Source organism: Roseovarius halotolerans (assembly GCF_900172255.1).
Classification (GTDB): domain Bacteria; phylum Pseudomonadota; class Alphaproteobacteria; order Rhodobacterales; family Rhodobacteraceae; genus Roseovarius; species Roseovarius halotolerans.
The window spans coordinates 346,114-369,705 of sequence record NZ_FWFU01000001.1 but is presented as its reverse complement, the minus strand read 5'-3'; the positions used below and the strand labels follow the sequence as shown (position 1 = coordinate 369,705).

21 protein-coding genes, 1 riboswitch and 1 other annotated feature are annotated in these 23,592 nt (G+C 64.0%); of the genes, 2 read left to right on the top strand and 19 right to left on the bottom strand.

Annotated elements, in window-relative coordinates; genetic code table 11:
* Positions 1-52: 52 nt before the first annotated feature.
* The 11 genes from dctP to ROH8110_RS01740 form a co-directional block, all read right to left on the bottom strand.
* Entirely contained in the window at positions 53-1,138 is a 1,086-nt protein-coding gene (gene dctP / locus ROH8110_RS01790; RefSeq protein WP_085816065.1) for a TRAP transporter substrate-binding protein DctP, read from the bottom strand.
* Positions 1,139-1,165: 27 nt separating this feature from the next.
* On the bottom strand, positions 1,166-2,491 hold the full coding sequence (locus tag ROH8110_RS01785) for a TRAP transporter large permease (RefSeq protein WP_176236575.1): 1,326 nt from the start codon (positions 2,489-2,491) through the stop codon (positions 1,166-1,168).
* Positions 2,488-2,982, bottom strand: coding sequence for a TRAP transporter small permease subunit (locus ROH8110_RS01780; protein ID WP_085816940.1), 495 nt, complete (start codon positions 2,980-2,982; stop codon positions 2,488-2,490). Before ROH8110_RS01780 ends, ROH8110_RS01785 begins: the two co-directional genes overlap by 4 nt.
* Before the next feature lie 195 nt (positions 2,983-3,177).
* Positions 3,178-4,392 carry an MFS transporter gene (locus tag ROH8110_RS01775; RefSeq protein WP_085816064.1) on the bottom strand — a complete coding sequence of 405 codons (1,215 nt, stop codon included), beginning with the start codon at positions 4,390-4,392 and terminating at the stop codon, positions 3,178-3,180.
* A gap of 37 nt (positions 4,393-4,429) precedes the next feature.
* Positions 4,430-5,287, bottom strand: a complete 858-nt coding sequence (locus ROH8110_RS01770) for a universal stress protein (RefSeq protein WP_085816063.1) — start codon at positions 5,285-5,287, stop codon at positions 4,430-4,432.
* A 14-nt stretch (positions 5,288-5,301) separates the two neighbouring features.
* Positions 5,302-6,792, bottom strand: a complete 1,491-nt coding sequence (locus ROH8110_RS01765; protein WP_085816062.1) for a SulP family inorganic anion transporter — start codon at positions 6,790-6,792, stop codon at positions 5,302-5,304.
* 72 nt (positions 6,793-6,864) lie between these two features.
* Positions 6,865-6,922 (bottom strand) — a sequence feature (sul1 is cis-regulatory element that is thought to sense ions involved in sulfur or methionine metabolism; They are found in Alphaproteobacteria).
* Between the two features lie 105 nt (positions 6,923-7,027).
* Positions 7,028-7,588: a DUF3833 family protein gene (locus ROH8110_RS01760; RefSeq protein WP_085816061.1), complete on the bottom strand. Its 561-nt coding sequence runs from the start codon at positions 7,586-7,588 to the stop codon at positions 7,028-7,030.
* Entirely contained in the window at positions 7,585-8,811 is a 1,227-nt protein-coding gene (locus ROH8110_RS01755) for an MFS transporter (RefSeq protein ID WP_085816060.1), read from the bottom strand. Before ROH8110_RS01755 ends, ROH8110_RS01760 begins: the two co-directional genes overlap by 4 nt.
* Entirely contained in the window at positions 8,811-9,305 is a 495-nt protein-coding gene (locus ROH8110_RS01750) for a chalcone isomerase family protein (RefSeq protein WP_085816059.1), read from the bottom strand. Before ROH8110_RS01750 ends, ROH8110_RS01755 begins: the two co-directional genes overlap by 1 nt.
* Complete coding sequence (locus ROH8110_RS01745) at positions 9,298-10,461, bottom strand: SAM-dependent methyltransferase (protein ID WP_085816939.1); 1,164 nt, start codon at positions 10,459-10,461, stop codon at positions 9,298-9,300. Before ROH8110_RS01745 ends, ROH8110_RS01750 begins: the two co-directional genes overlap by 8 nt.
* Positions 10,400-11,743, bottom strand: coding sequence for an NAD(P)/FAD-dependent oxidoreductase (locus tag ROH8110_RS01740; protein WP_085816058.1), 1,344 nt, complete (start codon positions 11,741-11,743; stop codon positions 10,400-10,402). Before ROH8110_RS01740 ends, ROH8110_RS01745 begins: the two co-directional genes overlap by 62 nt.
* Before the next feature lie 160 nt (positions 11,744-11,903).
* On the opposite strand from ROH8110_RS01740, the gene ROH8110_RS01735 reads away from it, so the two are divergent.
* On the top strand, positions 11,904-12,680 hold the full coding sequence (locus tag ROH8110_RS01735) for a DUF1365 domain-containing protein (protein WP_085816057.1): 777 nt from the start codon (positions 11,904-11,906) through the stop codon (positions 12,678-12,680).
* The gene (locus ROH8110_RS01730) at positions 12,677-13,402 is read left to right on the top strand and encodes an SDR family NAD(P)-dependent oxidoreductase (RefSeq protein WP_085816056.1); all 726 of its coding nucleotides are present in this window, start codon (positions 12,677-12,679) and stop codon (positions 13,400-13,402) included. Before ROH8110_RS01735 ends, ROH8110_RS01730 begins: the two co-directional genes overlap by 4 nt.
* A 15-nt stretch (positions 13,403-13,417) precedes the next feature.
* Here ROH8110_RS01730 and ROH8110_RS01725 read toward each other — a convergent pair whose 3' ends face one another.
* From ROH8110_RS01725 to ROH8110_RS01690, 8 genes are all read right to left on the bottom strand, one after another.
* Positions 13,418-14,053: a ChrR family anti-sigma-E factor gene (locus ROH8110_RS01725; protein WP_085816055.1), complete on the bottom strand. Its 636-nt coding sequence runs from the start codon at positions 14,051-14,053 to the stop codon at positions 13,418-13,420.
* Positions 14,050-14,634 carry a sigma-70 family RNA polymerase sigma factor gene (locus ROH8110_RS01720; protein WP_245962771.1) on the bottom strand — a complete coding sequence of 195 codons (585 nt, stop codon included), beginning with the start codon at positions 14,632-14,634 and terminating at the stop codon, positions 14,050-14,052. Before ROH8110_RS01720 ends, ROH8110_RS01725 begins: the two co-directional genes overlap by 4 nt.
* Positions 14,635-14,782: 148 nt before the next feature.
* Positions 14,783-15,616 (bottom strand): ChaN family lipoprotein, encoded by an 834-nt coding sequence (locus ROH8110_RS01715; RefSeq protein WP_085816053.1) that lies wholly within the window; start codon positions 15,614-15,616, stop codon positions 14,783-14,785.
* Positions 15,613-16,338 carry a hypothetical protein gene (locus ROH8110_RS01710; protein WP_085816052.1) on the bottom strand — a complete coding sequence of 242 codons (726 nt, stop codon included), beginning with the start codon at positions 16,336-16,338 and terminating at the stop codon, positions 15,613-15,615. Before ROH8110_RS01710 ends, ROH8110_RS01715 begins: the two co-directional genes overlap by 4 nt.
* Complete coding sequence (locus ROH8110_RS01705) at positions 16,335-18,056, bottom strand: ABC transporter ATP-binding protein/permease (protein ID WP_085816051.1); 1,722 nt, start codon at positions 18,054-18,056, stop codon at positions 16,335-16,337. The genes ROH8110_RS01710 and ROH8110_RS01705 overlap by 4 nt, the downstream gene beginning before the upstream one ends.
* Positions 18,057-20,315 (bottom strand): TonB-dependent receptor, encoded by a 2,259-nt coding sequence (locus ROH8110_RS01700; protein WP_085816050.1) that lies wholly within the window; start codon positions 20,313-20,315, stop codon positions 18,057-18,059. It lies immediately after the preceding gene.
* Between the two features lie 218 nt (positions 20,316-20,533).
* Entirely contained in the window at positions 20,534-20,863 is a 330-nt protein-coding gene (gene hmuQ / locus ROH8110_RS01695) for a heme-degrading protein HmuQ (protein ID WP_085816049.1), read from the bottom strand.
* A 220-nt stretch (positions 20,864-21,083) separates the two neighbouring features.
* Complete coding sequence (locus tag ROH8110_RS01690) at positions 21,084-23,054, bottom strand: sensor histidine kinase (RefSeq protein ID WP_085816048.1); 1,971 nt, start codon at positions 23,052-23,054, stop codon at positions 21,084-21,086.
* A gap of 230 nt (positions 23,055-23,284) precedes the next feature.
* Positions 23,285-23,494: riboswitch (cobalamin riboswitch) on the top strand.
* Positions 23,495-23,592: the final 98 nt, after the last annotated feature.

The following is a 23,592-nucleotide window of genomic DNA, read 5'->3' as shown; positions in this document are numbered from 1 at the left end:
CAAAGATGCCCGCCAAGACTGGCGGGCATCCATTTCCACTTGATCGCAGTGCTTACTTCACGCACTCGCGCAGCGCTTCGACATCGGGACCATTGGGCGTGCGGCCCAGGTTGAACGGTGCCGACGCGTCGCGCCACTGAGCATAATCGTTCACGTATTCCATCATGCTCAGATAGACCTTGGCCGAGTTGGGATTCTCGCAGGCGGTCTCGATGATCACCTCGTTGGCCATTTCCTGAACGCGGGCCAGCGTCTCGTCGTCATAGCGGTTGATTTCGACGGCTTCGTCGAATTTCGCATAGGCTTCGGTGGCGCGCTTCTCGGTGAAGGCAAGCGACCAAACCAGCGTCGCATCTGCCGCGATCTTCAGTTTCTCTTGCGTTTCGGGGCTCAGCGCGTCCCAGGCGGACTTGTTGATCATCACGCCGAACACCGATGCGGACTGGTGCCAACCGGGCGTCGCCCAGTATTTCGTGACCTGCTGGAAGCCACCCGACCAGTCGACATTCGGGGTCGAGAATTCGGCACCGTCGATCACGCCGCGTTCCAGCGATTGATAGATCTCGCCGCCCGCCATCGACACCTGGTTGCCACCGAGACGCTCAAGCAGCTTGCCCTGTTCGAGGCCCGAAAGACGCAGGCGCTTGCCTTGCAGGTCGTCGAGGCTGACGATCGGCTCGTTGGTCCGGAAACCGGATTCATTGTTGGTCACGCCATAAGGCAGATAGACCATCCCGTAATTGCCGTAGATCTCGTTGTAGAGCTCGGCACCGCCCCATTGCTGAATCCAGTTCACATAGTCGATCGCATTGAACAGGCTGGGCGTTGTCGCCAGCGGCGAGAACGCCGAGTCGCGCCCGGCCCAGTAACCCGGCCAGTCGGCACCGGCCTGAATGGTGCCGGATTCAACCGCGCCGAAGACCTCGCCCGAGGGGACGATCGCGCCGCCTTCAAAGAATTCGATGGTCAGCTCACCGGCAGTCAGCTTGTTCGCCAGGTCGACGAAATGCCGGTCGGTCTCGATCAGCTCCAGCGACGACGGCCAGGTCGTCGTCATGGTCCAGCTCTCCTGTGCGGTCGCCTGCGCGGCCAGCGCGCCGGCAGCTCCTGCGGCGAAAACAAATGCTTTAATGGTCATTCTCTTCTCCCTTTCATGGTTTAGAGGTCACTTCGTATAAAGAACATCCGGCAGCCACGTAACGAGCGCCGGGAACGCCGCCACAAGCACGCACATCGCGACGATCAGCCCGATAAACGGCAGCACGCCGCGGATGATCGCACCAGTGCGCACCTCACGCGGGGCAATGGCGCGCAGATAGAAAAGCGCATAGCCGAATGGTGGCGTCAGGAACGAGGTCTGCAGCACCACCGCCATCAGCACGACGAACCAGAGCAAGTTGACATCCGGCATCTCCTGAATGATCGGCAGGAAGATCGGGAAGGACAGCAGCACGATCCCGGTCCAATCAAGGAACGCCCCGAGGATGAACACGATCACCATCATCATGGTGATCAGCATCCAGGGTTCCATATCCATTGCGCGGATCAGCTCTTGGGTGGCGCGCAGCCCGCCGGTGATGTTGAACACCCCGGTAAAGGCGGTGGCGCCGACGACGATGAACAGGATCATCGCCGATGTCCGCCCGGTCTCCAGCATCGCGCCGTAAAAGGTGCCGAGCTGGAACTTGCCGCGCAGGATCACGATCAGCAGCGCCAGTGCCGCGCCAATCGCCGATGCCTCGGTCGCGGTGGCGATCCCCGCCAGCAGCGAGCCGAGAATCCCGAAGATCAGTACCAGCGGCGGCATCGCCTCAAGCACCAGCATCCGCATCAGCGCGGAGCGGCCGATCTTCTCGTCGGGCTCGACCGCGGGTGCCAGATCAGGGCGCAGAACCGAGATCACGTAGACGTAAAGCGCGTAGCTAAGGCCAAGCAACACACCCGGAAGCATCGACCCCGCGAACAGCTCGCCCACCGACAGGGGCGAATAGCTGGCCATCAGGATCAGCATGATCGACGGCGGGATCAGGATGCCAAGACAACCCGAGGCCGCGATCACGCCGGTGGTCAGCGTCTGGGAATAGCCATATTGCAGCATCGGGCGGAGGGCCATCACGCCCATAACGGTGATCGACGCGCCAATGATGCCCGTCGTCGCCGCCAGCAGGATCGAGATGAACACCACCGCCAGCGCCAGACCCCCGCGCACCCGGCTCATCAGCAGGCGCAGGGTCTCGAACATTCGGTCCGTCACGCCTGAATCCGACAGGAATCGCGCCATCAGCACGAAAAGCGGAATAGCGATCAAGGTGTAGTTATCCAGCACATCACCGAAGATGCGGTTGATCACGATGCCAAGCACCATCGGCTTCCCGGCGATGATCGCCGTCAGCACGGCGGTGCCACCCAGGACAAAAGCCAGCGGATGCCCGAGGAACAGGCCCGAGATCAGCAGGCCGAACATCAGGACGGCAATGAGTTCGGGGTTCATTCAGAGGCCTCCTGCCGGTCGAAAATCAGTTTGATGACCTCGGCGACGCCTTGCAGCATCAGCAGGCCCGCCGCCAGGCACATGGCCATCTTGAGCGGATAAACCGGCATCTGGATCGCCCCATAGGTCACCTCGCCCTGCGCCCAGGAGCGCGCGGCGAATTCCCAGGATCGCGTCAGGAAAACCCAGGTGAAAGGAAAGAAGAAGACCACATAACCCAGCAGGTCCGCCACCCGCTGCGCACCGCGGCCCAGCTTCTCGGTAACGATGTCCACCCTGACATGCGCCTTGTGGCGCAGGGCATATCCACCGAGCATCACGAAATAGAAGCCGAACATCTGCTTTGCGACGTCGAAGGCCCACCTGGTCGGCTCGTTGAAGACATAGCGCAGGACCACATCGTAGATGATGATCGCCGCAAAGCCGACTGCGAAGACGGAAACGATCCGTCCTACGACCTCATTCAGCCCGCTGATCGCGCGCACTATCATGAATTTCTCCTCCTTGGCGGTGTCGCACCGCGCAGAATCACCACCCGCACCGACCATCCGCCGTCATCGCGAGACTGGCGTGAATCAATAGGGAGTTCAAGCGTATCAGTGCGCAATTGCATACAGACCACGGCGGCGAAACGCCGCTCTTGGATCGCATCCTGCCCACAGATTGGCGCGGGGGCTCGATCCCTCTCACGCGGTCAGTTCGCGGGTCAACCGACGGGCGATCATTACCGCACCCAACGACAGCGCGACGCACCACGCGCCCATGAACAGGCACTGTGTCGGAAAGTCGATTCCGGCGTCGATCAGAATGCCGGTCAGGCCGGGGCCGATCGCGGTCGAAACCACCATGATCGTTGTCGCCAGCGACCGGATCGCGCCCAGATGTCGGGTTCCATACGCCACCGGCAGCAACACACCCCAGAGAGCCCCGGCCATGCCCTGGGTAATCCCGATCACCCCGAGCGCCACATGCCACGCGACGACCTCTTCTGCGGGCCAGATCAACGCAATTCCCAGTCCCATCGGCAACAGCAGGACCGGCAGCAGGGTCTGCGCCCCGAAGCGGTCTGCCGCCCAACCGGCGGCAAAGGACGCGGCCACCGCGCTTGTTGCATAGGCCGAATATGCCGGCGCCATGCCGACCAGGGTCCAGCCCTTCACATCGGCCACATGGACCTGCTGAAAGAACACCACCGTGCCGATGAATCCCGGCGTCAGCAACATCGGCAACAATGCCGGCAACAGCCAGTGCCGCGCCGCGTCCCGCCGGCTCCATTGACGCCCCATCAGGCCCGGTCTCGCGCCGCCGCCCTCGACTCCCTCTGGCGCGCGCCCCTCGCTCAGCAACAGCCACAAGAGCGGCGCGACCACAAGCAGCAGCAGAACCGCAACGCCGATCCATGTGGGTCGCCAGCCGATCCCGGCAATCGCCAATACCGCCAGCAGCGGGATCACGATCTCGCTGGCGGGGTGGCCCAGGCTGGTGATCGCCACCGCCTGCCCGCGCCGCGCCTCGAACCAGCGCCCCATTGCGGTCATCGCGATATGGCTGAACATGCCCTGCCCGCAGAAGCGCAACAGAAAGATGCACAGGCCCAGAAGCCAGACATCGCGCGCCACCGCCATGCCGAGCGCCGCCAGCGCGAAACCCGTCGCGATCGCCGGGGCCAGCCGCGACAGGCGCATGGTGTCGACAACCGATCCGCGCGAGAACAACAGCGCCGCAGATGCCAGCGTCGCAACCGTGTAAAGACTGCCCCAGCCGCCATCGCTGAGCCCGTATTCGTCCTTGATCGCCCCCGCGAACAGCGAGATGAACCATGTCTGCCCGAAGGCCGAGGCGAAGGTCAGCAGCACCCCACCCGCCAGCCAGCGCAGGTTCTCGCGCAGGAATGTCAGCATGTCGGCTCAGTCCCGCTTGGCTCGCGCGGCTCCCGTCTCATCGCATGATCAGAACCGGCACGCGGCAGGATCGCAGCATCTCTGTCGTGGTCGAACCGATCACTAGGTTGCGCACCCGCGAATGCCCGTATGCGCCCATCACCAACAAGCCATGCGCGCCCTCGATGATGATCTCGCCCAGCACCGCTTCGGGGTCGCCGCTGCGGATCTCGATATCGACATCGCTTCCGCCCGCCTTCAGCGTAGCATGTGCATCCTCAAGCGCCTTGCGCATCTCCGGCGTGTCCTTGCCGGCGAATACCAGCGTCACCCGCAGCCCCACGAAAAGCTCGCTGCGCGCGATGTAATCCACCGCCTTGAGCGACGACGTCCCGCCATCGAAGGCCACCAGAACCTTGTCGATGGGTTTGAATGCGCGGTTGGCGATGAAAACCGGCCGGTGGCTGGCGCGCACGATCCGTTCCAGGTTCGAGCCCAGATGCTCCATCGCCAGCGCGGCCGCCTCGCCGCGCTTGCCGATCACGACCATCTCGCCGCTTTCCTCCTTGGCGGTGACGGTCTCGACCAGATCACCCTGGCGCAGGCGGGTTTCGACCTCGATCGCCCCGTCGCCTTCGACAATCGTCCTTGCGTCATCAAGGATCGCGCGCCCGTGCTCATGCGCAAGCTTGGCACGCGCCTCGTCGAGCTCGGTCAGCTGAGCCAGAAGCGCCGTGCGCGCACCCAGCCGGATCGCGCCGCTCAGGTCCTGGCTTTCGATCCGGTCACGGCGGCCCATGACGTGATAGATCTTCACCTTCCAGTCGTTCTTCCCCGCGATCCAAGCCGCGTGGTGACAGACGCTTTCGGAATAGGCCGAACCGTCGACAAGGGCGATCAATGTGTTCGTGCTCATGGATCCGTTCCTTTTCAGTGGCCCAGCAGGCGATCCATCGCCCCCGGTTTGTCATGGATGGCCAGCCGGTCGACAATCGTCTCCGACGCCTCGTTCATGCCGATGATCTCCACATCAGCCCCCTCGCGACGGAACTTGAGCACGGCCATGTCCACCGCTGCAACCGATGAAATGTCCCAGATATGGGCACGGCTCACATCGATCGTCACTTTCTCGGGCGCTTCCTTGAAGTCGAACGCCTTCATGAAGTCCTCGACAGAGGCAAAGAACAGCTGCCCCTCGACGTGATAGGTGCGATGGATCCCGTCCGCGGTGATCTCGGTGCGCACACGGAACAGCTGCGCGATCTTCCAGGCAAAGAAGATACCCGACAACAGAACGCCCACCAGCACGCCAATGGCCAGGTTATGGGTGTAAACCACGAAGAACACCGTCGCCAGCATCACGATCGAGGACGAGCGCGGATGCTCGCGCAGAGACTTGACCGACGACCATGAAAAGGTGCCGATCGAGACCATGATCATGATCGCCACCAGCGCGGCCATCGGGATGATCGCCACGATATCGCCCAGCACCACGCAGAGGATCAGCAGGAAGATCCCCGCGACAAAGGTCGACAGCCGTCCGCGTCCGCCCGACTTCACGTTGATGATCGACTGCCCGATCATGGCGCAGCCCGCCATCCCGCCGATGAAACCGGTCGCGGTATTGGCCAGCCCCTGGCCCACGCATTCCTGGTTGCGGTCGCTGCTGGTGTCGGTCAGATCATCGACGATCTGCTGGGTCATCAGGCTTTCCAACAGCCCCACCACCGCCACGGCGATGGAATAGGGCATGATGATCCGAAGTGTCTCGAAGGTAAGCGGGATGTCCGGGATCAGAAAGATCGGCAAGGTGTCCGGCAACTGGCCCATGTCGCCGACTGTGCGCACCTCCCAGCCCATGGCCACCGTCAGCAGAGTCAATACGATGATCGTGACAAGCGGCGACGGGATCGCCGTGGTGATGCGCGGGAACAGATAGATGATCGCCAGCCCGCCCGCGACCAGCGCATAGGTCAGCATCGGCACTTTCGACGGGTCGAGTTCCGGCAACTGCGCCATGAAGATCAGGATCGCCAGCGCATTGACGAATCCCGTCATCACCGAACGCGACACGAACCGCATCACATACCCCAATCGCAGGAACCCCGCCACGATCTGCAACAGCCCCGCCATAACAGTCGCCGCCAGCAGGTATTCCAGCCCGTGATCGCGCACCAGCGTGACCATCAGCACCGCCGTTGCCGCCGTCGCAGCCGAGATCATCCCCGGCCGTCCCCCCGTGATCGCGGTGATCACCGCGATCGAGAAACTCGCATAAAGCCCCACCTTCGGATCGACCCCGGCAATGATCGAAAAAGCGATCGCCTCGGGAATGAGCGCCAGCGCGACGACAAGCCCTGACAGAAGGTCGCCACGGATATTGCCGGTCCATTGGCGGCGGTATTGGGTAAGTGAGATCATGAAAGTCTGGTATCCTCGGGCCGCGCGGCGATGCCTGCGGTCTTGATTGCCGTGTGGTCTGGTGCGGGTTTTTGTTGTCCGGCGGATCGGCGGCCGGAAGAGCCAGCCGGGGATCGCACCCGGCTCCTTGCGTATCGCGACGGGCTATAGTCGCTTAGCCGGTGATTGCCAAGCTGCGAAACTGATGTTTCGCGCTCCTCGCCGGGATCACGGCACGGGGCGGGCGTGCCGCCTGCTAGTCGCGCGCGTCAGGAGCGGGCCGCATCGTCGCGACAAGTTCGGCCACCGTCATCCCGAACTTGCGCATCTGCGACCGATTGATGATCGCACCGTCGCGCGTCAGGTAAAGCCAGTCGGTCACGTCCAGAACATGCCCCCCTGCCTCCTTCGGCAGGACGATCCGGTACCGCATCTTCACCGTCGATCCCGATATCCATCCCTGCGCCACGCCGCGTATATCGTCCGCCGTCGCGGTGAAGCGCCCGGCCTTGCCCAGGGTGATGTGCCAGGCGCGCGCCTGTTGCCGGTCGTTGGAATAGGTGAAATTCTCGCTCAGGACGCCGCTCTCCCCGTCCCACTTGCCCGACATTTGCGCCACAAAACTGTTGGTCATCCGCCCGTCGGGGCCAAAGATCACCCCTTCAGACAGGATATCGCCTGACAAGTGTTCGTTCAGCAAAAACTCCGGCCCACGATCCACGTAATCGCCTGGTTTCTGACTGCGGAAACTGAAGTGGCGGGATCGGACATATACCGCCACGAGGATCAGCGCCAGCAGCGCAGCCAGCGCGCTCATGCGGGTTGCGCCTCGGCCGGCAGGCGGAAGACCAGCACCAGCGCAGCAAGTTTCAGGATGCAGGGCAACACCGCGTAGGAAAAGTTCAGCATGCTCAAAGCACTCTCATCGTTGATTTCTCCGGGGGCGAAACCGCTCCCCTCCAGCAGCGGCAGCACCGCGAATGCTGCCAGCGCCAGCCCCAGCTTGCCCGCAAAGGACCAGATCCCGAAAGCCATCGAGGCCTTGAGCCCCGCACGCGTCAACGCAACCGAGAACATCGCGGGAAGGATCACCATGTCCGCCCCCAGGGCGGCCCCCGACGCCACGCAGATCACCGCGAAGCCGACCAGGTTGCCCGGCGCCAGGAAAGCCGCGCCGATAAAGCCCAGGATGGCCAGCGGCATCGCCACCAACAGCGTCGGGCGCGACCCGATCCGCTGGCTCATCCGCGCCCAAAGCGGCACGCTCAGACCGGCGCTCAGGAAAAACACGATCAGAAGCGGCCCCGCCATCCCCTCAAGCTGCAAGCGATCCTCGACAAAGAACAGGAACAGAGTCGACGTGATCGCCACCGGCAGGCTGTTGACCAGCGCCAGCGCCAACAGCCTCAGCGCCCCTGCCTCGCCAAGCCCCTCCAGCGACAGGCGTTCGCCCAGCACCGCGCAGCGTCGCCATGCGGGCCGCGTCAGCAACGCCACCACCACCGCCAGCGCGCCAAGGAACAGGCCGAAGGCCGGATAACCCCGCCCGCCCGCGCCAAGCCCCATGAGGACCGCGGGCGCAATCGCCGCGATCACCACGCCCGCCAGCATCCCCGCCTCGCGATAGGCGGCCAGCGTCATCAGTTCCTGGGGGGTGCCCTCACGCGCCAGCGTCGCGCTGCGCCCGTAAAGCAGGATCATGCCCAGACTATAGGCCGAAAAGAGCAGCACCAGGATCGCGATCAACCGCGCCACCACATGTGGCCCCGCCTCGAGCGTGAACAACAGCGGAAACCCCACCGCCAGGCCGCCCGCCGCCAGCATCGCGAACAGGGACTGCGCGCGCGGCCAGCGGTCGATCGCCCAGCCGATCAGCGGGTCCTGCACCAGGTCGATCAGCCGGATCACCAGCAAGACGGTTCCGATCACGCCCAGCCCGATCCCCAGGTTGACCGAGGCAAATCGCGGCAAATGGATGTAAAGCGGGATCCCCGCTGCCGCCAGCATCATCGCGTAAAGGCTGACGCGCGGATAGCGCATCACTCGCCCTTCAATGCGCGGGTGAAGCTTCTCGAGCGGCTGTTCTCGCCCAGGAAGATCCGCATGAAGCCTTGCTTGATACCGGGATGCGCCACCGTGCAGACCCGCCGGTCATTGCGCCAGAATGCCAACCGGTCGGGACCATCCGACACCGCGGCATAGCGATCCCCGGTCTGCACAGCCTCGAAACACTGCTGCAGCTGGTCGCGCACCGGCAGCGGCGTGCCGGTGCGGCGCAATTCTCGCATCGTGCTTTCGACAAGGTCATAAGCGGTCAGGTTGCGCCTGTATTGCAGCTCCAGCCCGAAATCCTCGCTCCAGTCCAGCGGCGCGCCGTCCTGCGTGTAAAGGCGCGCATCGTAGAGCGGGAAGCCGACAAAACGAAACGTGGCCGCGCCCCGCAGTTCCGCATCCGCCAGTACGGATTTGATGATCGACGCCTCGGCCAGCGCCGGGCAGACCATCACCGCCGCGATCAGCACCGCCTTACGCATGAGCCAGCTCCACCTGCACCACATCGGTATGGCCCACCGCGAAGGAGGCCGCGCAGATCTCGAGATAGTATTTCCAGTTGCGGAAGAACGCCTCGCCATGACCCATTTCTGCGATCCGCCGTTTCTGCGCGCTCAGTCGCTGCGACCAGGTCCGGCAGGTGCGCGCGTAATCCTGGCCAAAGGCGAAACTGTCGCGCAGCTGCAACCCCGCATCGGATGCCTGGCGCGCAATCACCTTGCTTGACAACAGCATCCCACCGGGGAACACGTATTGGCGGATGTAATCGGACGACGCCGCATAGCGGTCATAGAATGCATCGCTCACGGTGATCGCCTGCAACACCACCCGGCCACCCTCGGCAAGGTTGTTTTTCAGCACCGAGAAATAGCTTGGCCAATAGCGCGCACCGACCGCCTCGATCATCTCGATGGAAACGATATTGTCATATTGTCCCGCCACGTCGCGATAATCGCGCAGCTGGATATCGGCGCGCCCGTCAAGGCGGCACTGCGCATAGGCGTGCTGGTTGCGCGAGATCGTCACCCCAGTGACGTCGCGCCCCTCGCCCGCCGCCTGTTCGGCAAAACCGCCCCAGCCGCAGCCGATTTCCAGAAGCCGCTCACCCGACCCCAGCCGCGACAGGACGCGGGCGTTCTTGCGCGCCTGAGCCTGGCCCAGGTCATGATCCGTCTCGTCCGAATCGAACAGCCCCGCCGAGTAGGTCATCCCCTCGTCCAGCCACAGCCGGTAGAATTCATTGCCCACATCGTAATGTGCGCGGATGTTCCTTTTGGCGCCGCGCTTGGAATTGGAACGCAGCACACCGTCCACCAGCCGGAATTTCGCACGGTTCAGCAGGCTGGCGTGGTCATAGGCGCCCAGATGGTCGCGGTTCAGCATCGCCAGCTGCGTCAGCCCCTCGATCGAGGGCGTATCCCACAACCCTTCGACATAGGCTTCGCCCAGCCCGACCTGGCCATGCGCCGCCATCGCCGAGACCGCCGCCCAGTCGTTAATGACCATCTCTGCCTCGGGGCCGGAACTGCCGAAGTGATGGCACTCGCCCTCGGGCGTGCGCAGTGTCAGGCGACCTTCACGCAGACGCTCGCAGGTCGACAGGAATTCCGATCTCAGGGCCTTGTTCGTGAAACGCAATCTCGCTTCCTTTCGTGTGATCCTGGGCATTGATCCCGCGCACGATCCGCATCGCGCTGGCGATGCCGTCCTCGTGGAACCCATGCCGGTTGTAGGCGCCGGCGAACCATGTGCGGTTGCGCCCCTGCATCTCGCGGATCCGCTGCTGCGCGCGCAGCGCCGCCTTGTCGAACACCGGGTGGGCGAAAGTGACCTCGTCATAGATCGACTCGGCCGGGATTTCGCGCGACGGGTTCAGCGTGACGAAAAGCGGGTCGCTTTCCGGGATACCCTGCAAGCGGTTCATCCAGTATGTGACGCCGATCGCGCCACCCTGCGAGCGATAGACCCAGCTTGACCAGCACGCCCGCCGACGGGGCATCTGACCGGGATCGCAATGCAGGACCGCATGGTTGTCCTGATAGCGGATATCGCCCAGCGCCCCGGCTTCTTCTTCGCTGGCGTCACCTCCAAGGATCGCCAGCGCCTGGTCCGAATGACAGGCCAGGACGACGTCATCAAACAATGTTTCCCCCGCGCCCGGCGCCATCACCCTCACACCGGCAGACCCACGCGTGATGCGCGCCACGGGCGCGTCTAGACGGATATCGCAGCCCCGCGCCACCAGCGCGGCCTGCAGACGGTTGACATATTCGATGCTGCCGCCCTTGACCGTCCACCACTGGTGCTGCCCCGACCCGGCCAGAAGCGCATGATTGCGAAAGAACTGCACCAATGAGCGTGCCGGAAAGCGGTCGACCTCCTCCATCGGGGTCGACCAGATCGCGCCGCACATCGGCAAGAGGTAATTGTCCCGAAACCAACCCCCGAGGCCCAGCTCGTCGACCAGTTCGCCGATGGTCTTTTCGTCATCCATCGCCGCCGCCTCGGCCCGTTTGCCAAAGCGCAGGATGTCGGCGATCATGCGATAGAACTGCGGGCGGACAAGGTTGCTTTTCTGCGCCGTCATCGCGCCCAGATTGCTCAGGCTGTATTCCAGGCGGCCGTTGTCGATGCTCGCGCCAAAGCTCATCTCGCTCTTGATCACAGGAACGTCGAGTTCCCGGAAGAGGCCGGTAAGATAAGGATAGGTCGCATAGTTGAACACGATGAAACCGGTATCGACCGGCTGATCGCCATTCCTGCCCGCCATCACGGTGCGCGCATGACCGCCCAGGCGCGGCGCCGACTCGAAGATCGTGACATCGTGATGCGGAGAAAGATAATAGGCCGCCGAAAGGCCCGAAATACCACCGCCGACAATGGCGATCTTCTTTCGGGGATACTGCACTTGGTCGAACATTCGGCCCTCGTCTTTTTCTGTCATTGCCCACCTGTTACGCGAGGCGGGAACGCATGGATCAAAAAATGACGCCACGACAGGGGGGTTGCAGGATTTTGCGCCCCTGCACTGAACCCGGCGCGCAAGTGATCCGGCGGCGCGCGCGCGACGTATCACCCACATGGTGATCGAACACATCCAGGGCCAGACCTATCACGCGCGCCGCGGCGCGGTGGTGAACGCATTCCGCTACGGCGTCGATTACGTCCTGCTCGATCCGGAGTCAGACCACCTCCCCCGTCTCATCTCGCGCAACCGCTTCAACCTCTGGTCCCTGCACGACAGGAATCATGGCGGGCCGCGCGGGGAAGGCCGCGGGGCGACCTGGTTTCGCGAGGTGCTGGCCGAACACGGGCTCGATCCCGGCACGGTCGATATCCGCCTGCTCACCCAACCCGGCTACCTGTGGTTCCACTTCAACCCTGTCAGCTTCTGGATCGCCCTGCGCGATGGCGCACCCTGCGCCTTCGTGGCCGAGGTGAACAACACTTTCGGCGACCGCCACTGCTATTTCTGCGCCCATCCCGATTTCCGCCCGATCACGGCGGCCGACACGATCACGGCGCAAAAGCTCATGCATGTCTCACCCTTCCAGCAGGTCGCGGGGCTCTATCGTTTCAATTTCAGCTTGTCCGAGCACGCCATAGCGATCCGCATCGCTTATGAGAACGGCGATCAGGGCGTGCTGGCGACGTTGACCGGCAAGCGTGCGCGCGCCACCAACCGCTCGCTTCTCTGGGCGGCGCTGCGCCGCCCGACAGGGGCGTTGCGGGTTCTGGCGCTGATTCACTGGCAGGCGCTGATCCTTTACTTCAAGCGCGCGCCCTTCCTGCGCCCGCCTCCTGCACCCGAAACATTGCTGTCCGACAGCCAGGCCTTCAGGGAACCCACCAAATGAGCACCATCGCGGGAAAGACATTCTGGCTGATCGGCGCCAGCGAGGGACTGGGGCGCGAACTGGCTGTCTTGCTTGATGCCGCGGGCGCGCGGCTGGTGCTCTCGGCGCGCAGTGCCGAAAGGCTCGAAAGCCTCGCCGCCACGCTTGACGACGCGCGCGTCCTGCCGCTCGACGTGACCGACCTTGCGGCCGTGCGCGATGCCGCCGCCGATATCGGGCCGCTCGACGGGCTGATCTACAACGCCGGCGCCTACGAGCCGATGCCCGCCACAAGGTGGGACAGCGATGCCGCGCTGAAGGTGTGCGATGTGAACTTCACCGGCGCCATGCGCGTGCTGGGCGAAATCGTCCCCCGCTTCGTCGAAACGCGCGCTGGCGACATCACCCTTGTCGGCTCGCTTGCGGGTTATCGCGGCCTGCCCTCGGCCATCGCCTACGGGGCCAGCAAGGCCGCACTCATCAGCCTTGCCGAAACCATGCGCCATGACCTGCGGAACAGCGGCGTGACCGTGCGGATCGTCAATCCCGGTTTCATCAAGACCCGGCTGACCAGCAAGAACGATTTTCACATGCCGATGCTGATGGACCCGAAAGAGGCCGCAAAGCGTGTGCTTTCGGCCATGCAGCGCCGCCGCTTTCGCACCGATTTCCCGGCACCGTTCTCGTGGTTCATCCGCGCGCTGGTCTACCTGCCCGACCTCGTGATCTATCGCGGCCGCTAGGCGCGCGCCCGCCGGTCAGATCCGAAACAGCGGTTGCAGCAGGCGCGGCACGATCGCGCGGAACCGCAGCGGCGCATCCGTCGCCGCAAGGCAGATGCAGGCATCCCCCGGATCGGCGACAGGCGTGTGCTCCAGGTCCTCATCCGCGATCTCAAGGTCGCCGACCCCGAAGCGCCCCGTCGCATCGCTGAAACTTCCCTGCAAAACCAGAGTCAGTTCCAGCCCGTTGTGACTGTGATCGGGCACCGCCTGTCCGGGCGGGATATACAGCAGCCGCACCGAACCCTCCTTGCCCGCATGCAGGATGTCCTGACGTACCCCCATGCCCAGCGACTTCCAGCGCGGTTCGCGGCCCTTCAATGCGCTCATCACCGGGCCGGGCAGCGCGCCCTTGCGCCGATGCACGGGCTCGGGCGTGTAGGGCGCATCGAGACGCGCCAGGATATCGGCCTTGAGACCGTCCGAAACGGCCACAGTTTCAGCCGACTCCAGCAACGCGCCACCAATACCCTGATGCGCCTCAAGCGCGGCGCGGCATTCGATGCACAGCGATACATGGCTCGCGATCACCAACGCGAAAGGATAGGGCAGACTGCCCGCCGCGTAGGCGGCCAGCATGGCGTCGGGGACATGATGCGAAATGGCTTTCATGACTTGAGTTCTCTCAGCTCGTGTCTCAGGCGATCGAGGCCAAGGCGGATGCGGGACTTGATCGTGCCCAGCGGCAAACCCGTCTGCTGGCTGATTTCCTGATGTGTCAACTCGCCCATATAGGCTTTCTCGATGATCTCGCGCTGGTCGGGCCTCAACTGCCCCAGCGCCGCTTTCAGACGCCGTGCTTCCTGTTCGAGCGCCAGGATCTGGCTCGCATCCGCCTCGCTGCCGGGCTCCTCATGCAGTTCCTCGGGCATGGGGCGGCGCTCACGGCGCAGGATGTCGATCTGCCGGTTGCGCGCGATCTGGTAGATCCACGCCGAAACCTGCGCCCTGTGCGGGTCGAACATCGCGGCCTTGCGCCAGACTGTCAGCATAACGTCCTGCACGATCTCTTCCGACTGATGGGCAGACAGGCCCGAACGCATGATGAATGCCTTGAGGCGGGGCGCGAAGAAATCGAACAGCGCGGCAAAGGCCTCGCTGTCACGGTTGTCGCGAACTGCCAACATCCAGACCGTCTGCTGTGATAGCTCCGTATTCTCTTGCGACACCTTTTTCCCTTCTTCACTGGGCATCACGGGCACAATGGGCCCGGCGCGCGAAGTATCAAGGTCAAGCATCAGCATAACCGCAATACGCAGGTGCATGTAAGTTGGATCATTTTATGCGCGCCGGTTTTTTGCCCCCCGCCCCGACGGGCGGGCGGGGGGAGGCACGCCACCGTCAGGCGCTCTGGCGCCCGGTCGCGATATCGCGCTCCGCTGCTTGCGGCATCACGCAGACCGCATCGGCCTGACCTGCGGCATGCGGTCGGCCAAGGTCATGCGGCAACAACACCGCCGCGCCCGCGACACCCAGATCCTCAAGCTGCGCCGGCGTGCCGCCGCGATACTCCAGGTGCCCCCGGCCGATGATCCCCACGACCAGCGGCTTGTCGGGTTCGTTCAGCCGCGCCGCGATCCGGCAGGCAAAGGCCCGGTCCCATGTCTGCTGGGCGCGCACGAAACGGTCGAATGCGGGGTCGTCGGGCGTCTGCGCCGTGCGATCCGGGTGCGGACCGCCGGTGATCTCGAACAGGAAACGGCGATAGTCCGGGCTCGCCGCACATGCCGGGGTCAGTCCCTCGCGTTCGGGTTCGGGCACGCCCTCCCAGCCCAGCTTGCCCACCTCCGAAACCAGCCCGCGGCGGCAATTCAGTCCGATCATTTCCAGCCCGAAATCCCTGCACAGCCGAAAGATCGGCATGTATAGCTCGGGGTCGAAATTCCACACCTGCCGCCATTCGGCACGTTCAAGGAAGCCCGCCTCATCAAGGCCCCCGGCCACCCATTCGGCCAGAACCGGCGTGAGCCGCGCCGGAAACATCTCGAAACCGACGACGATATCGCGCCGATGCGCCATCAGCCCCGCGATCACATGCGCCTGCCAGCGGTGGATATCGGCCCGGTCATGGGTCTCACCCAGCAGCACCGCAGGCGCCCCGGCGGCGCGCGCAAGAACGGCCTCGTGGCGCATCGCCGCGCCCGAGCCCGGCTCGAACCAGTCCCCGGCCCTCATGCCCGCGCCACCGTCAGACCAAGCGGCGCGCCGCCCTGACCCAAGGCTTGCCAGCCATCCGCCGCTTCGCGCCATTCGCTTACGACATCGGCGGCCAGATGCAGGTGGAACCCCGGCGTGATGATGTTGATATGGCCGCCCATCGGCATCAGCTTCTCGATCTTTCCGCTCCAATGCTGGCGCATCCCGTCGCGCCAGGCCTCGATCCCGACGACCGTGCCATCCTCGCGCAATCGCTCGAGCAGCGCAAACCCCGGATCGGCGGGATCGATATCTTCGGGGCGCGCCTCGGCGGGCGTTTCGCCGCGCGGCGGGGCGGGCCGGCGCGCGATCCCTTCAAGCGCGTTCAGCATCGGCGCGCTCCCCTCGAGCCCGGTCACGCTGAACAGCCGCTCGCCATCCGCGCCCGAGAATTCAAGCCGCGGATAGGGCTTGTCGCGCATGGTGGTCGTCGTATCCAGAATGCACGCCGTCAACAGCCCCTGTGGCAGGCGTGTATCCTGCTGGTCTCCGGCGATCAGGATATCGCCATCCTTCACGGTCACTGACGCCACCGGCCCGAGACGCTCATGCAACAGCCCGTCCTGACGGATCGCCAGCATCACCCGATCCATGTGCACCAACAGCTCCAACACCGCCTCGGGGGAAATACCCTCCAGATGCCAGCGACCCTTCTCGATATCCTTGGCCTCGCTCACTGCGCTATCGCTTTTCGTCGTCATGCGGATTTCCTCTCTTCTGCATTGTCATCTCCGATTCTCCATATCTCGTAAGGCGCCAGCGGCTTTGGCGGGCGATGGGCCACGCACAGGATCGCCGCATCCGGCAGCGCGGCGCGGATCACACCCAGCACCTCCGCTTCGGCCTCCGCGTCCAGCGCGCTGGTCGCCTCGTCCAGCACCACCCAGTCGGGTCTCAGCAACAGCGCGCGTGCCAGCGCCAGCCGTTGCCGCTCTCCCATCGAAAGCCCCTCCAGCGCACCGGGGCCGCGCATGTCCAGCCTGTCCAGCCGATGACCCAATCCCAGGCGCGTGATCGCCTCGCGCAACTGACCGGGCGAGAATTCCTCCGGGTCAGCCGGGTAACACGCCGCCGCCGCCAGCCCTTCGGTAAACAGATGCGGCTTTTGCGGCAGGTAAAGAAACCGCCCCTCGGGCAGGCAAATGCGCCCCTCGCCATAAGGCCAAAGCCCCGAAATCGCCGCCAGAAGCGTGCTCTTGCCGCGCCCCGATGCTCCCGCGATCCAGACCCGCGCGCCGGGCAGCACGCTCTTGTCTGGCACCGGCGCCAGCGCCTTGCCCTGCGGCGTGGAAAGCCGCAAACCCTCGACATGCAGCGCGGCGTCGGGTGACCTTTCGCGCAGGATCGCGCGCGGCGCACCCGGCATCGGCGCGGGCGACACCGCATTGGCGAACAGATCGTCCAGGCGCTCGGCCACGGCGGCGAACTCGGCCAGGTTGCGATAGGAAAAGATGAACCAGCTCAGCGTCTGCGTCACCCGCCCGAAGGCGCCCGATAACTGCATGAGCCCCCCCAGCGTGATCGCGCCCATGAAATAGGCCGGCAGTGCGAAGAACAGCGGCACCCGCAGGATCGACTGGAAATAAGGCCGGGTGAACAGCCCCAGGATAAGTTCGCGCCGGATCAGCCGGTTCCAGTTACCCCGGATACCATCGAACCGCGCCGCCAGCCGCCGCCGCTCGGCGGGTTCGCCGCCCGAATAGGCGATCTCGGTCGCATTGTCGCGCAGCTGGATCAGGCTGTGCCGGAAATCGGCCTCGAAACGCTCCTGATGGAACACCAGCGATTTCAGCGGGCGGCCCATGAGATGCGTGAACAGGCTCGACACCGCCACATAGATAAAGGCCAGCCAGACAAGATAGCGCGGAATATCGACGCTCGAGCCGAAGATCGGCAGGGTCAGCACGAAATCCGAAAGGTTCCACAGCACCGCCACATAGGACACCAGCGCCACGATCCGCGTCACCAGATCCAGCGTCTCTTCCAGCAACAGGCGAACGTAATGACGGCAATCCTCGGCGACGCGCTGGTCGGGGTTGTCGACCGCCTTGGGCGACATTCCCGGACGCAGATGCCAATAGGCGCGCGAGCCGGTCCAGCGATCCAGCGCCTGATCCGTCAGCCGCGCCCGCCATCGCAGCAACAGCCGCTTGCGCAGGTAGTCGCTGATCAGGAATATCGCCGCCGACAAACCCACAATGCCGCCGAACACCCACAGCTCCCGGATCGCCGTCGCGGCGTCACGCTGCTCCAGCGCATCGAAGAACCGTTTGGACCAGTCGATCATCTGCAGATCGACCCAGATATCGGCGAATTGCAGCCCCAGAACGGTGCCGAACAATGTCAGTCCGACCCATGCCCGCGGCCCCGAGGCCGCAAGCAGGGTCAGACGCCAGATTCGTCCCAGAATGACCCGCATCTAGAACGTCTTGTCAAAGCTGATCGAAAAGGTTCGCCCCGGCCCGGTCTGAAGCTCGATGGGGTCCCCGATCGCCACCGCGGTCGATGCAGTGTCACTGTAGGTGGCCGCATTGGCGGTGAAATAGCGTTTGTCGAAAACATTCTGGATCCCCAGCTTCAGGAACCCGTTATCCACGACCTCCCATTTCGCATAGAGATCCAGGATCGCGTAGCCATCCGGCTTGAAATCATTGGCATTCGCCGTTTCCTCGACATCGCCCGCGAATGTCGCCACCCCTTCCAGCATCAGGCTGTAGGCCGGGATGTAATGGCTCAGCGACAGGCTCGCGGTCAGCGGCGGCAGGGTGTGCGGGGTCTTGGCCGCCGTCGGGTCCAGCCGCTGGCGACCCTTCTGCCACGCCGCCGAGAAACCAAGCTGCGTGCGCTCGGACAGGTCCCATGACCCCGCCGCCTCGATGCCCCAGACCTTGACCTTGGATATGTTGCGGTAGGTGATATCGATCGTGCCCGGTATCTGGTAGAAACTCTGAATGAAGTTCGAGTAATCCGCCTGGAACGCATTGATCGACGCAAATCCCCGGTCATGCTCGAACCTCAGCCCGACCTCATAGCTTTCGACCTCTTCGGGCTCCAGATCGGGCGCCGGGATCAGGTTGAAAAAGGTCGAGGGCAGCGAGGTATAAAGTTGCTGCGCGGTGGGCATCTTGAACCCTTCGCCATATTTCGCCCAGACCGACCAATTGTCGTCGATGCGATACATCGCGCCCAGGCTTTTCAGCAGCGCCTCGTCCTTGCGCTTGCGCGGTGCCTTACCCGGCACGGTCAGGTAGTCGCTGTCGGGGCGCGGGTCGATCTCGTAGGTCGCATAGCGCAGACCCGGCGTCAGCTCGAAGCGCCCGTCCCAGAAGGATATCCTGTCCTCGATATAGATATCCGCCCGCGTCGTCGTGGCGTTGGCAAAGTTGAAACCGCCCGCGCGCGTTTCGGTCATCGTGCCGGTGGTCAGGTTGTTGGCGATGTCGCGCCGCTCGTAATCGGTCCATGCGATGTCGCCGTCAAAACCCATGATCACCCGGTGATCAGCCGCGCCCGTGCTGAAGTCCGATCTTGCCTGAAGATCGAATTCCACGAAATCCTCCGCGTATTTCAGCTCGTCGCGCGCGAATATCCGGTCCCCCGCCGCCGAGGTCGACCGCTCGGTGCCGGTGCGCGTATAACTGTGCGGCGCATAGGCCAGCGTGGTGCGCAGCTCGCTCAGCAGGCCGCTTTCGGGCGTGTATGTATGCTCGATCGCATAGCGTTGCCGGTTCAGGTCCAGCTTGCGCCCCTTGCCCTGAACGATCTCGCCCGTCGGCAAGCCCGTGATCGTCGAAACCGTTGGTCCCAGGGCGTAATTCTGATCGACCGCCGTGTCGCGCTGCAGCAGGTCGGCGGAAAACTCCAGCCGGTGACGCGTGCCCGGAGTCCAGACCAGCTTGACGAGGCCCCGCGTCGAATCCGACGTCATCGGGTCAATGCTGCCGCAGGGCGTCGCGCCATAGCTCAGGTTGCGCGGACATCCATAGATGCCGCCATCGTCGCGCGCATTGGACAGTTCCGGCTCGTGCTTGGTTTCGCGCGCCAGCCCCACAAGCAGGCTCAGGTCAGGCGACAGGCGCTGGCCGAATGTCAGCGCCACGTTGCCCGACTCCTCGAAACTGTCAAAGCCGCCCTTCAGGTTCACCGCCCGGTCGCGCCCCTCCATCAGGTCTTCGGGATCAAGCGTCTCCATCGCCACAAGCCCGCCCAACGCATCCGCTCCCCACAGAACCGAGGCCGGTCCGCGCACGATCTCGACCTGCTTGGTGAAATTGAAATCAAGGTAGTCTCGGGTGCCGTCGATGATCCGCTCCGCCACGCGCGAACCGTCCATCTGGATCGCCACCCGGTTGCCGCCGACGCCGCGGATGGTGAACCCGCCAAAGGTGCTGAACGGATCGGCGGTCGATGTCTGACGCCCCACGCTCACCCCCGGCACATTGCGCACAAGGCTCTGCATGTCGGTGATCTGGCGATCCTCGATCTGGTCGCCGTCTATGACCGTCACATTGGCGGGCTGGTCCAGCACCTCGCCACCGGCACGGTCGGTGCGCAACAACAGCGTGCCAAGCGGCACGGAATCGCCGGGCGCCTCCTGAGCGAAAGCGGGCGTCACAAGGCAACAGCCCAGCAGAAGGCGGGCGCCAAGGCGCAGGGAACAGGTGAATGAATCGGACAAGATGCGATCTCCTTCGAGTAAGCGTTCTCTAGTGCTGGCTCGAAGGGCTGGCAGTGTCAGGAAAGGCCACTACCAATCCTGAATTTTTCTGTCAACTTTTATTATCCGCCTCTATGCGCTTTTCCTATACGCCAAGACGCGACATTCAAATGACTGATAATAAATGACTTTGATGCTTTTGCGCGCGGCAGGAAAAGACCCGGCCGCGCGCTGGCCGGTCACTCAGCGGCGACACTGGCGCCGATGCTCTGGATCGACCGGAATCCCTCGAAATGCGGCGATCCTTCATGCAGCTTGCGGGTCTGCCCGGCCTTGGAATGAGCATCGCGGAACTGCGCGCTCTTGGTCCAGGCGGCGAAATCCGCCTCGCTTTCCCAGACCGTATGCGAGGCGTAAAGCACCTTGCCCTCGGTCTCGGGGCCTTTGAGCATGTGAAAGCTCACGAAGCCCTCCATCTCGTTCAGGCGGCTCTCCCGGCTCAGCCAGAGTTCCTCGAATTCGGCTGCGTTCTCCAGCGGCACGGTGAATCGGTTCATAGCAAGATACATGGTCGTCCTTTCAGGGTTGCGCCATATGCGGCGGTTTCGGGAGAAGATCGCCTGACGGTGGGAATACCGGGCGCGCAGAGCCGCGACTCCCGCGCGCGCGCCCCCGGACAATGCTTGGCGATGGCTGCGCAGGGCAATCGGGATGCGTGGCTCAGATTTGATACCCGATTCTTTTAGTCTGATTAAAGCCGCCCCGCAACCAAGAACACCCCGCGTGTCCTTACTGCGTCGTTGCGGCGGGCAGGAAGATCCTGAAATCGCTGCCTTCTCCCGGCACCGAACTTGCACTGATCGTGCCCCCGGCGCGGCTCACCAGCGTCTGGCTGATCGACAGCCCCAGCCCGGTGCCCTCGGCCTGCTTGGTGGTGAAGAACGGATCGAAAATTCGCTTCAGCACCTCGGGCGCGATGCCCTGCCCGCTGTCGCGGATATGGATCACCACGCCGCCCTCCTCGTCGCTGGTGCGGATCGTCAGGGTGCCGCCGTCCGGCATCGCGTGCACCGCGTTCAGAACGAGGTTCACCAGCACCTGTTGCAGCTCGGTGCGGGCAATCAGAACGCCGCTTGTGCTGTCCAGATGCGTGACCACGGTCACATGCGCGGCTTCGATCTGATGGCGCGTCAGCACCAGGCAGTCGCGCACCACCTCGGCGGGGAAAATCACGTTGGCCGCGCCAGAGTACTCCTCGGGCTTGGCGAATTGCAGCAGCTTCGAAACGATGGCGCTGATCCGGTAGACCTGATCGTCGATCAGGCGGAATTCGGTATCCACCTTCTTCGCCTCCTCCTGCGCCAGAAGGTTGCGCGCCACTTCCAGGTTGCCCTGGATCACCGCGATCGGGTTGTTGATCTCATGCGCGACACTGGCGGTGATCTCACCCACGGCTGCCAGCTTTTCGGACATGATCAACCGCTCGGTGGTCTTTTCCAGCTTGCGGTTTGCCGCGCGCAGATCGCGGGTGCGTTCCTCGACCTTGCGTTCGAGACGTTCGGCCCATTCGCGCAACTGGCGGTCGCGCTCCTGCACCTGGTCCAGCAACACATCCAGATGCCCGGCCACCTGCGCGATCTCGCCGCTCTCCTCGGCCGGACGGTTGCGCGCATCAAGGTCCCCCGCCTCGACCCGCGCGATGGTCTGGGTCATCTTTTCCAACGGCAGGAAAATGCGCCCCGCCCAGCGCAGGAAGATCGGCACCGACAACAGCGCGATCAGCACGAAGGTCAAGGTGATCGTGATCACCGAATTGGTCTTCGCCGCCCGGAACGGCGCCTCTAGGAAACCGACATAGAGCATCCCGACGCGCGCGCCCTTGCTGTCCACGATCGGCTCATAGGCCGAGATATACCAGTCATTGACCACGAACGCCCGGTCCAGCCACGTCTCGCCCTTGTCCAGCACCCGCGCCCGCACGGCTGCCGACACCCGAGTGCCCAGCGCGCGCACATTCTCGAACAGCCGCACATTGGTGGAAATCCGCACATCCTCCAGGAACAGCGTCGCCGTGCCCTGGCTGCCCTCGGGCAGGCTCTGTTCGCGATAGACCAGCGCGTTGATCGTATCGATGAAATCAAGGTTGCGGTTCAACAGCATCCCCCCGACAAGCGCGCCCTGACCGCCCGTGCCGGTTCGCTCGACGGGGGCGGCAGAATGGATCACCATGCCCCGGTCCTCGACGCTGCGCTCGGTGGGCACCGCCGCCTGGGTCGGCACCAGCCGGATCGCGGCGCGCTCCGACAGGCCCGGCGATATCCGCTCGAGCGCCGCCGCGCTCATGATGTCCACCTCGCTGCGCCATGTCCCGCTCAGCGCGCTTTCGATCACAGGCCAGTCGCCGGGCGCAAAACCCTCGGGCGCATCGCTGCCATCGGTCAGATACAGGAAATCGAGCCCCAGCCTCCGGCGCTCGCCGTCCAGCAGCGCCGCCAGCGCCTCGGGATCGTCCATCGCCCGGTTCAGGGCGACCGACCCCGCCAGCGCCTCCAGCCGCTCGCCCGAATTTTCCAGCAACCGTTGCAGATACTGATCGGCAATCGTCAGATCGCCGTTCACCTTGGTAATCAGGATATCGTCGACCTTGCCCGCCCAGCGCAGCATCGAACCGCCCAGCAACAGCGGCAACAGCACCAGCATCGGCAACAGCGCGATCACCAGCAGCCTCACCCGGACCGAGCCGAAGACCCGCCTCAGCATCGCCAAGCCGCAGCCCCCTGCCTCGCGGCATCCTCGCCCCGGCTGCCGCCCGCTTGTCCTGTCCGCTCTGCCATGCGCTGCGTCATCCACTCCTCCACCGGCCCATAATGGCGCAAGAATCGCGACGATCCACCGGTTTCTGCCACGGCCCGCCCATGACATCCGTGTTCTCGCGACCACAGCTTTGCCTGCGGTGCATCAAATCGCTTTTCTCGGGGCCGCGACTCGGTCTAGAAGGGCCGCACTTCGGTCCGGGTGGCTTGCCGCCCGGTGAAAAGGGAACAACGGTGCGGCATCGCCTGATGCCAAGTCCGTGACTGCCCCCGCAACTGTAGGCGGATAGCGAAGCCGGAACATGCCACTGCCGCGCCATGCGGTGGGAAGGCACGGCCAAGCAATGACCCGCAAGTCAGGAGACCTGCCGAGGCGATCACCCTGTCCGGACGCGGGGCGCGTCATGGACAACGGAACCTTCCGTCAGTGGTGGCATCTATCGCCGTCTGCCGGGAAGGTCTGTCCTTCCTCACGACATCACGAC

Excerpts from the sequence above, each read along its gene's own strand:
- ROH8110_RS01755 (WP_085816060.1), bottom strand. The coding sequence starts at position 8,811 with ATGCGCTATCCGCGCGTCAGCCTTTACGCGATGATGCTGGCGGCAGCG.
- ROH8110_RS01715 (WP_085816053.1), bottom strand. The coding sequence starts at position 15,616 with ATGAGGGCCGGGGACTGGTTCGAGCCGGGCTCGGGCGCGGCGATGCGC.
- ROH8110_RS01780 (WP_085816940.1), bottom strand. The coding sequence starts at position 2,982 with ATGATAGTGCGCGCGATCAGCGGGCTGAATGAGGTCGTAGGACGGATC.
- hmuQ (WP_085816049.1), bottom strand. The coding sequence starts at position 20,863 with ATGTATCTTGCTATGAACCGATTCACCGTGCCGCTGGAGAACGCAGCC.
- ROH8110_RS01725 (WP_085816055.1), bottom strand. The coding sequence starts at position 14,053 with ATGAAAGCCATTTCGCATCATGTCCCCGACGCCATGCTGGCCGCCTAC.
- ROH8110_RS01710 (WP_085816052.1), bottom strand. The coding sequence starts at position 16,338 with ATGACGACGAAAAGCGATAGCGCAGTGAGCGAGGCCAAGGATATCGAG.
- ROH8110_RS01705 (WP_085816051.1), bottom strand. The coding sequence starts at position 18,056 with ATGCGGGTCATTCTGGGACGAATCTGGCGTCTGACCCTGCTTGCGGCC.
- ROH8110_RS01785 (WP_176236575.1), bottom strand. The coding sequence starts at position 2,491 with ATGAACCCCGAACTCATTGCCGTCCTGATGTTCGGCCTGCTGATCTCG.
- dctP (WP_085816065.1), bottom strand. The coding sequence starts at position 1,138 with ATGACCATTAAAGCATTTGTTTTCGCCGCAGGAGCTGCCGGCGCGCTG.
- ROH8110_RS01690 (WP_085816048.1), bottom strand. The coding sequence starts at position 23,054 with ATGCTGAGGCGGGTCTTCGGCTCGGTCCGGGTGAGGCTGCTGGTGATC.
- ROH8110_RS01730 (WP_085816056.1), top strand. The coding sequence starts at position 12,677 with ATGAGCACCATCGCGGGAAAGACATTCTGGCTGATCGGCGCCAGCGAG.
- ROH8110_RS01770 (WP_085816063.1), bottom strand. The coding sequence starts at position 5,287 with ATGAGCACGAACACATTGATCGCCCTTGTCGACGGTTCGGCCTATTCC.
- ROH8110_RS01760 (WP_085816061.1), bottom strand. The coding sequence starts at position 7,588 with ATGAGCGCGCTGGCTGCGCTGCTGGCGCTGATCCTCGTGGCGGTATAT.
- ROH8110_RS01720 (WP_245962771.1), bottom strand. The coding sequence starts at position 14,634 with ATGCCCAGTGAAGAAGGGAAAAAGGTGTCGCAAGAGAATACGGAGCTA.
- ROH8110_RS01735 (WP_085816057.1), top strand. The coding sequence starts at position 11,904 with ATGGTGATCGAACACATCCAGGGCCAGACCTATCACGCGCGCCGCGGC.
- ROH8110_RS01765 (WP_085816062.1), bottom strand. The coding sequence starts at position 6,792 with ATGATCTCACTTACCCAATACCGCCGCCAATGGACCGGCAATATCCGT.
- ROH8110_RS01775 (WP_085816064.1), bottom strand. The coding sequence starts at position 4,392 with ATGCTGACATTCCTGCGCGAGAACCTGCGCTGGCTGGCGGGTGGGGTG.
- ROH8110_RS01750 (WP_085816059.1), bottom strand. The coding sequence starts at position 9,305 with ATGCGTAAGGCGGTGCTGATCGCGGCGGTGATGGTCTGCCCGGCGCTG.
- ROH8110_RS01740 (WP_085816058.1), bottom strand. The coding sequence starts at position 11,743 with ATGTTCGACCAAGTGCAGTATCCCCGAAAGAAGATCGCCATTGTCGGC.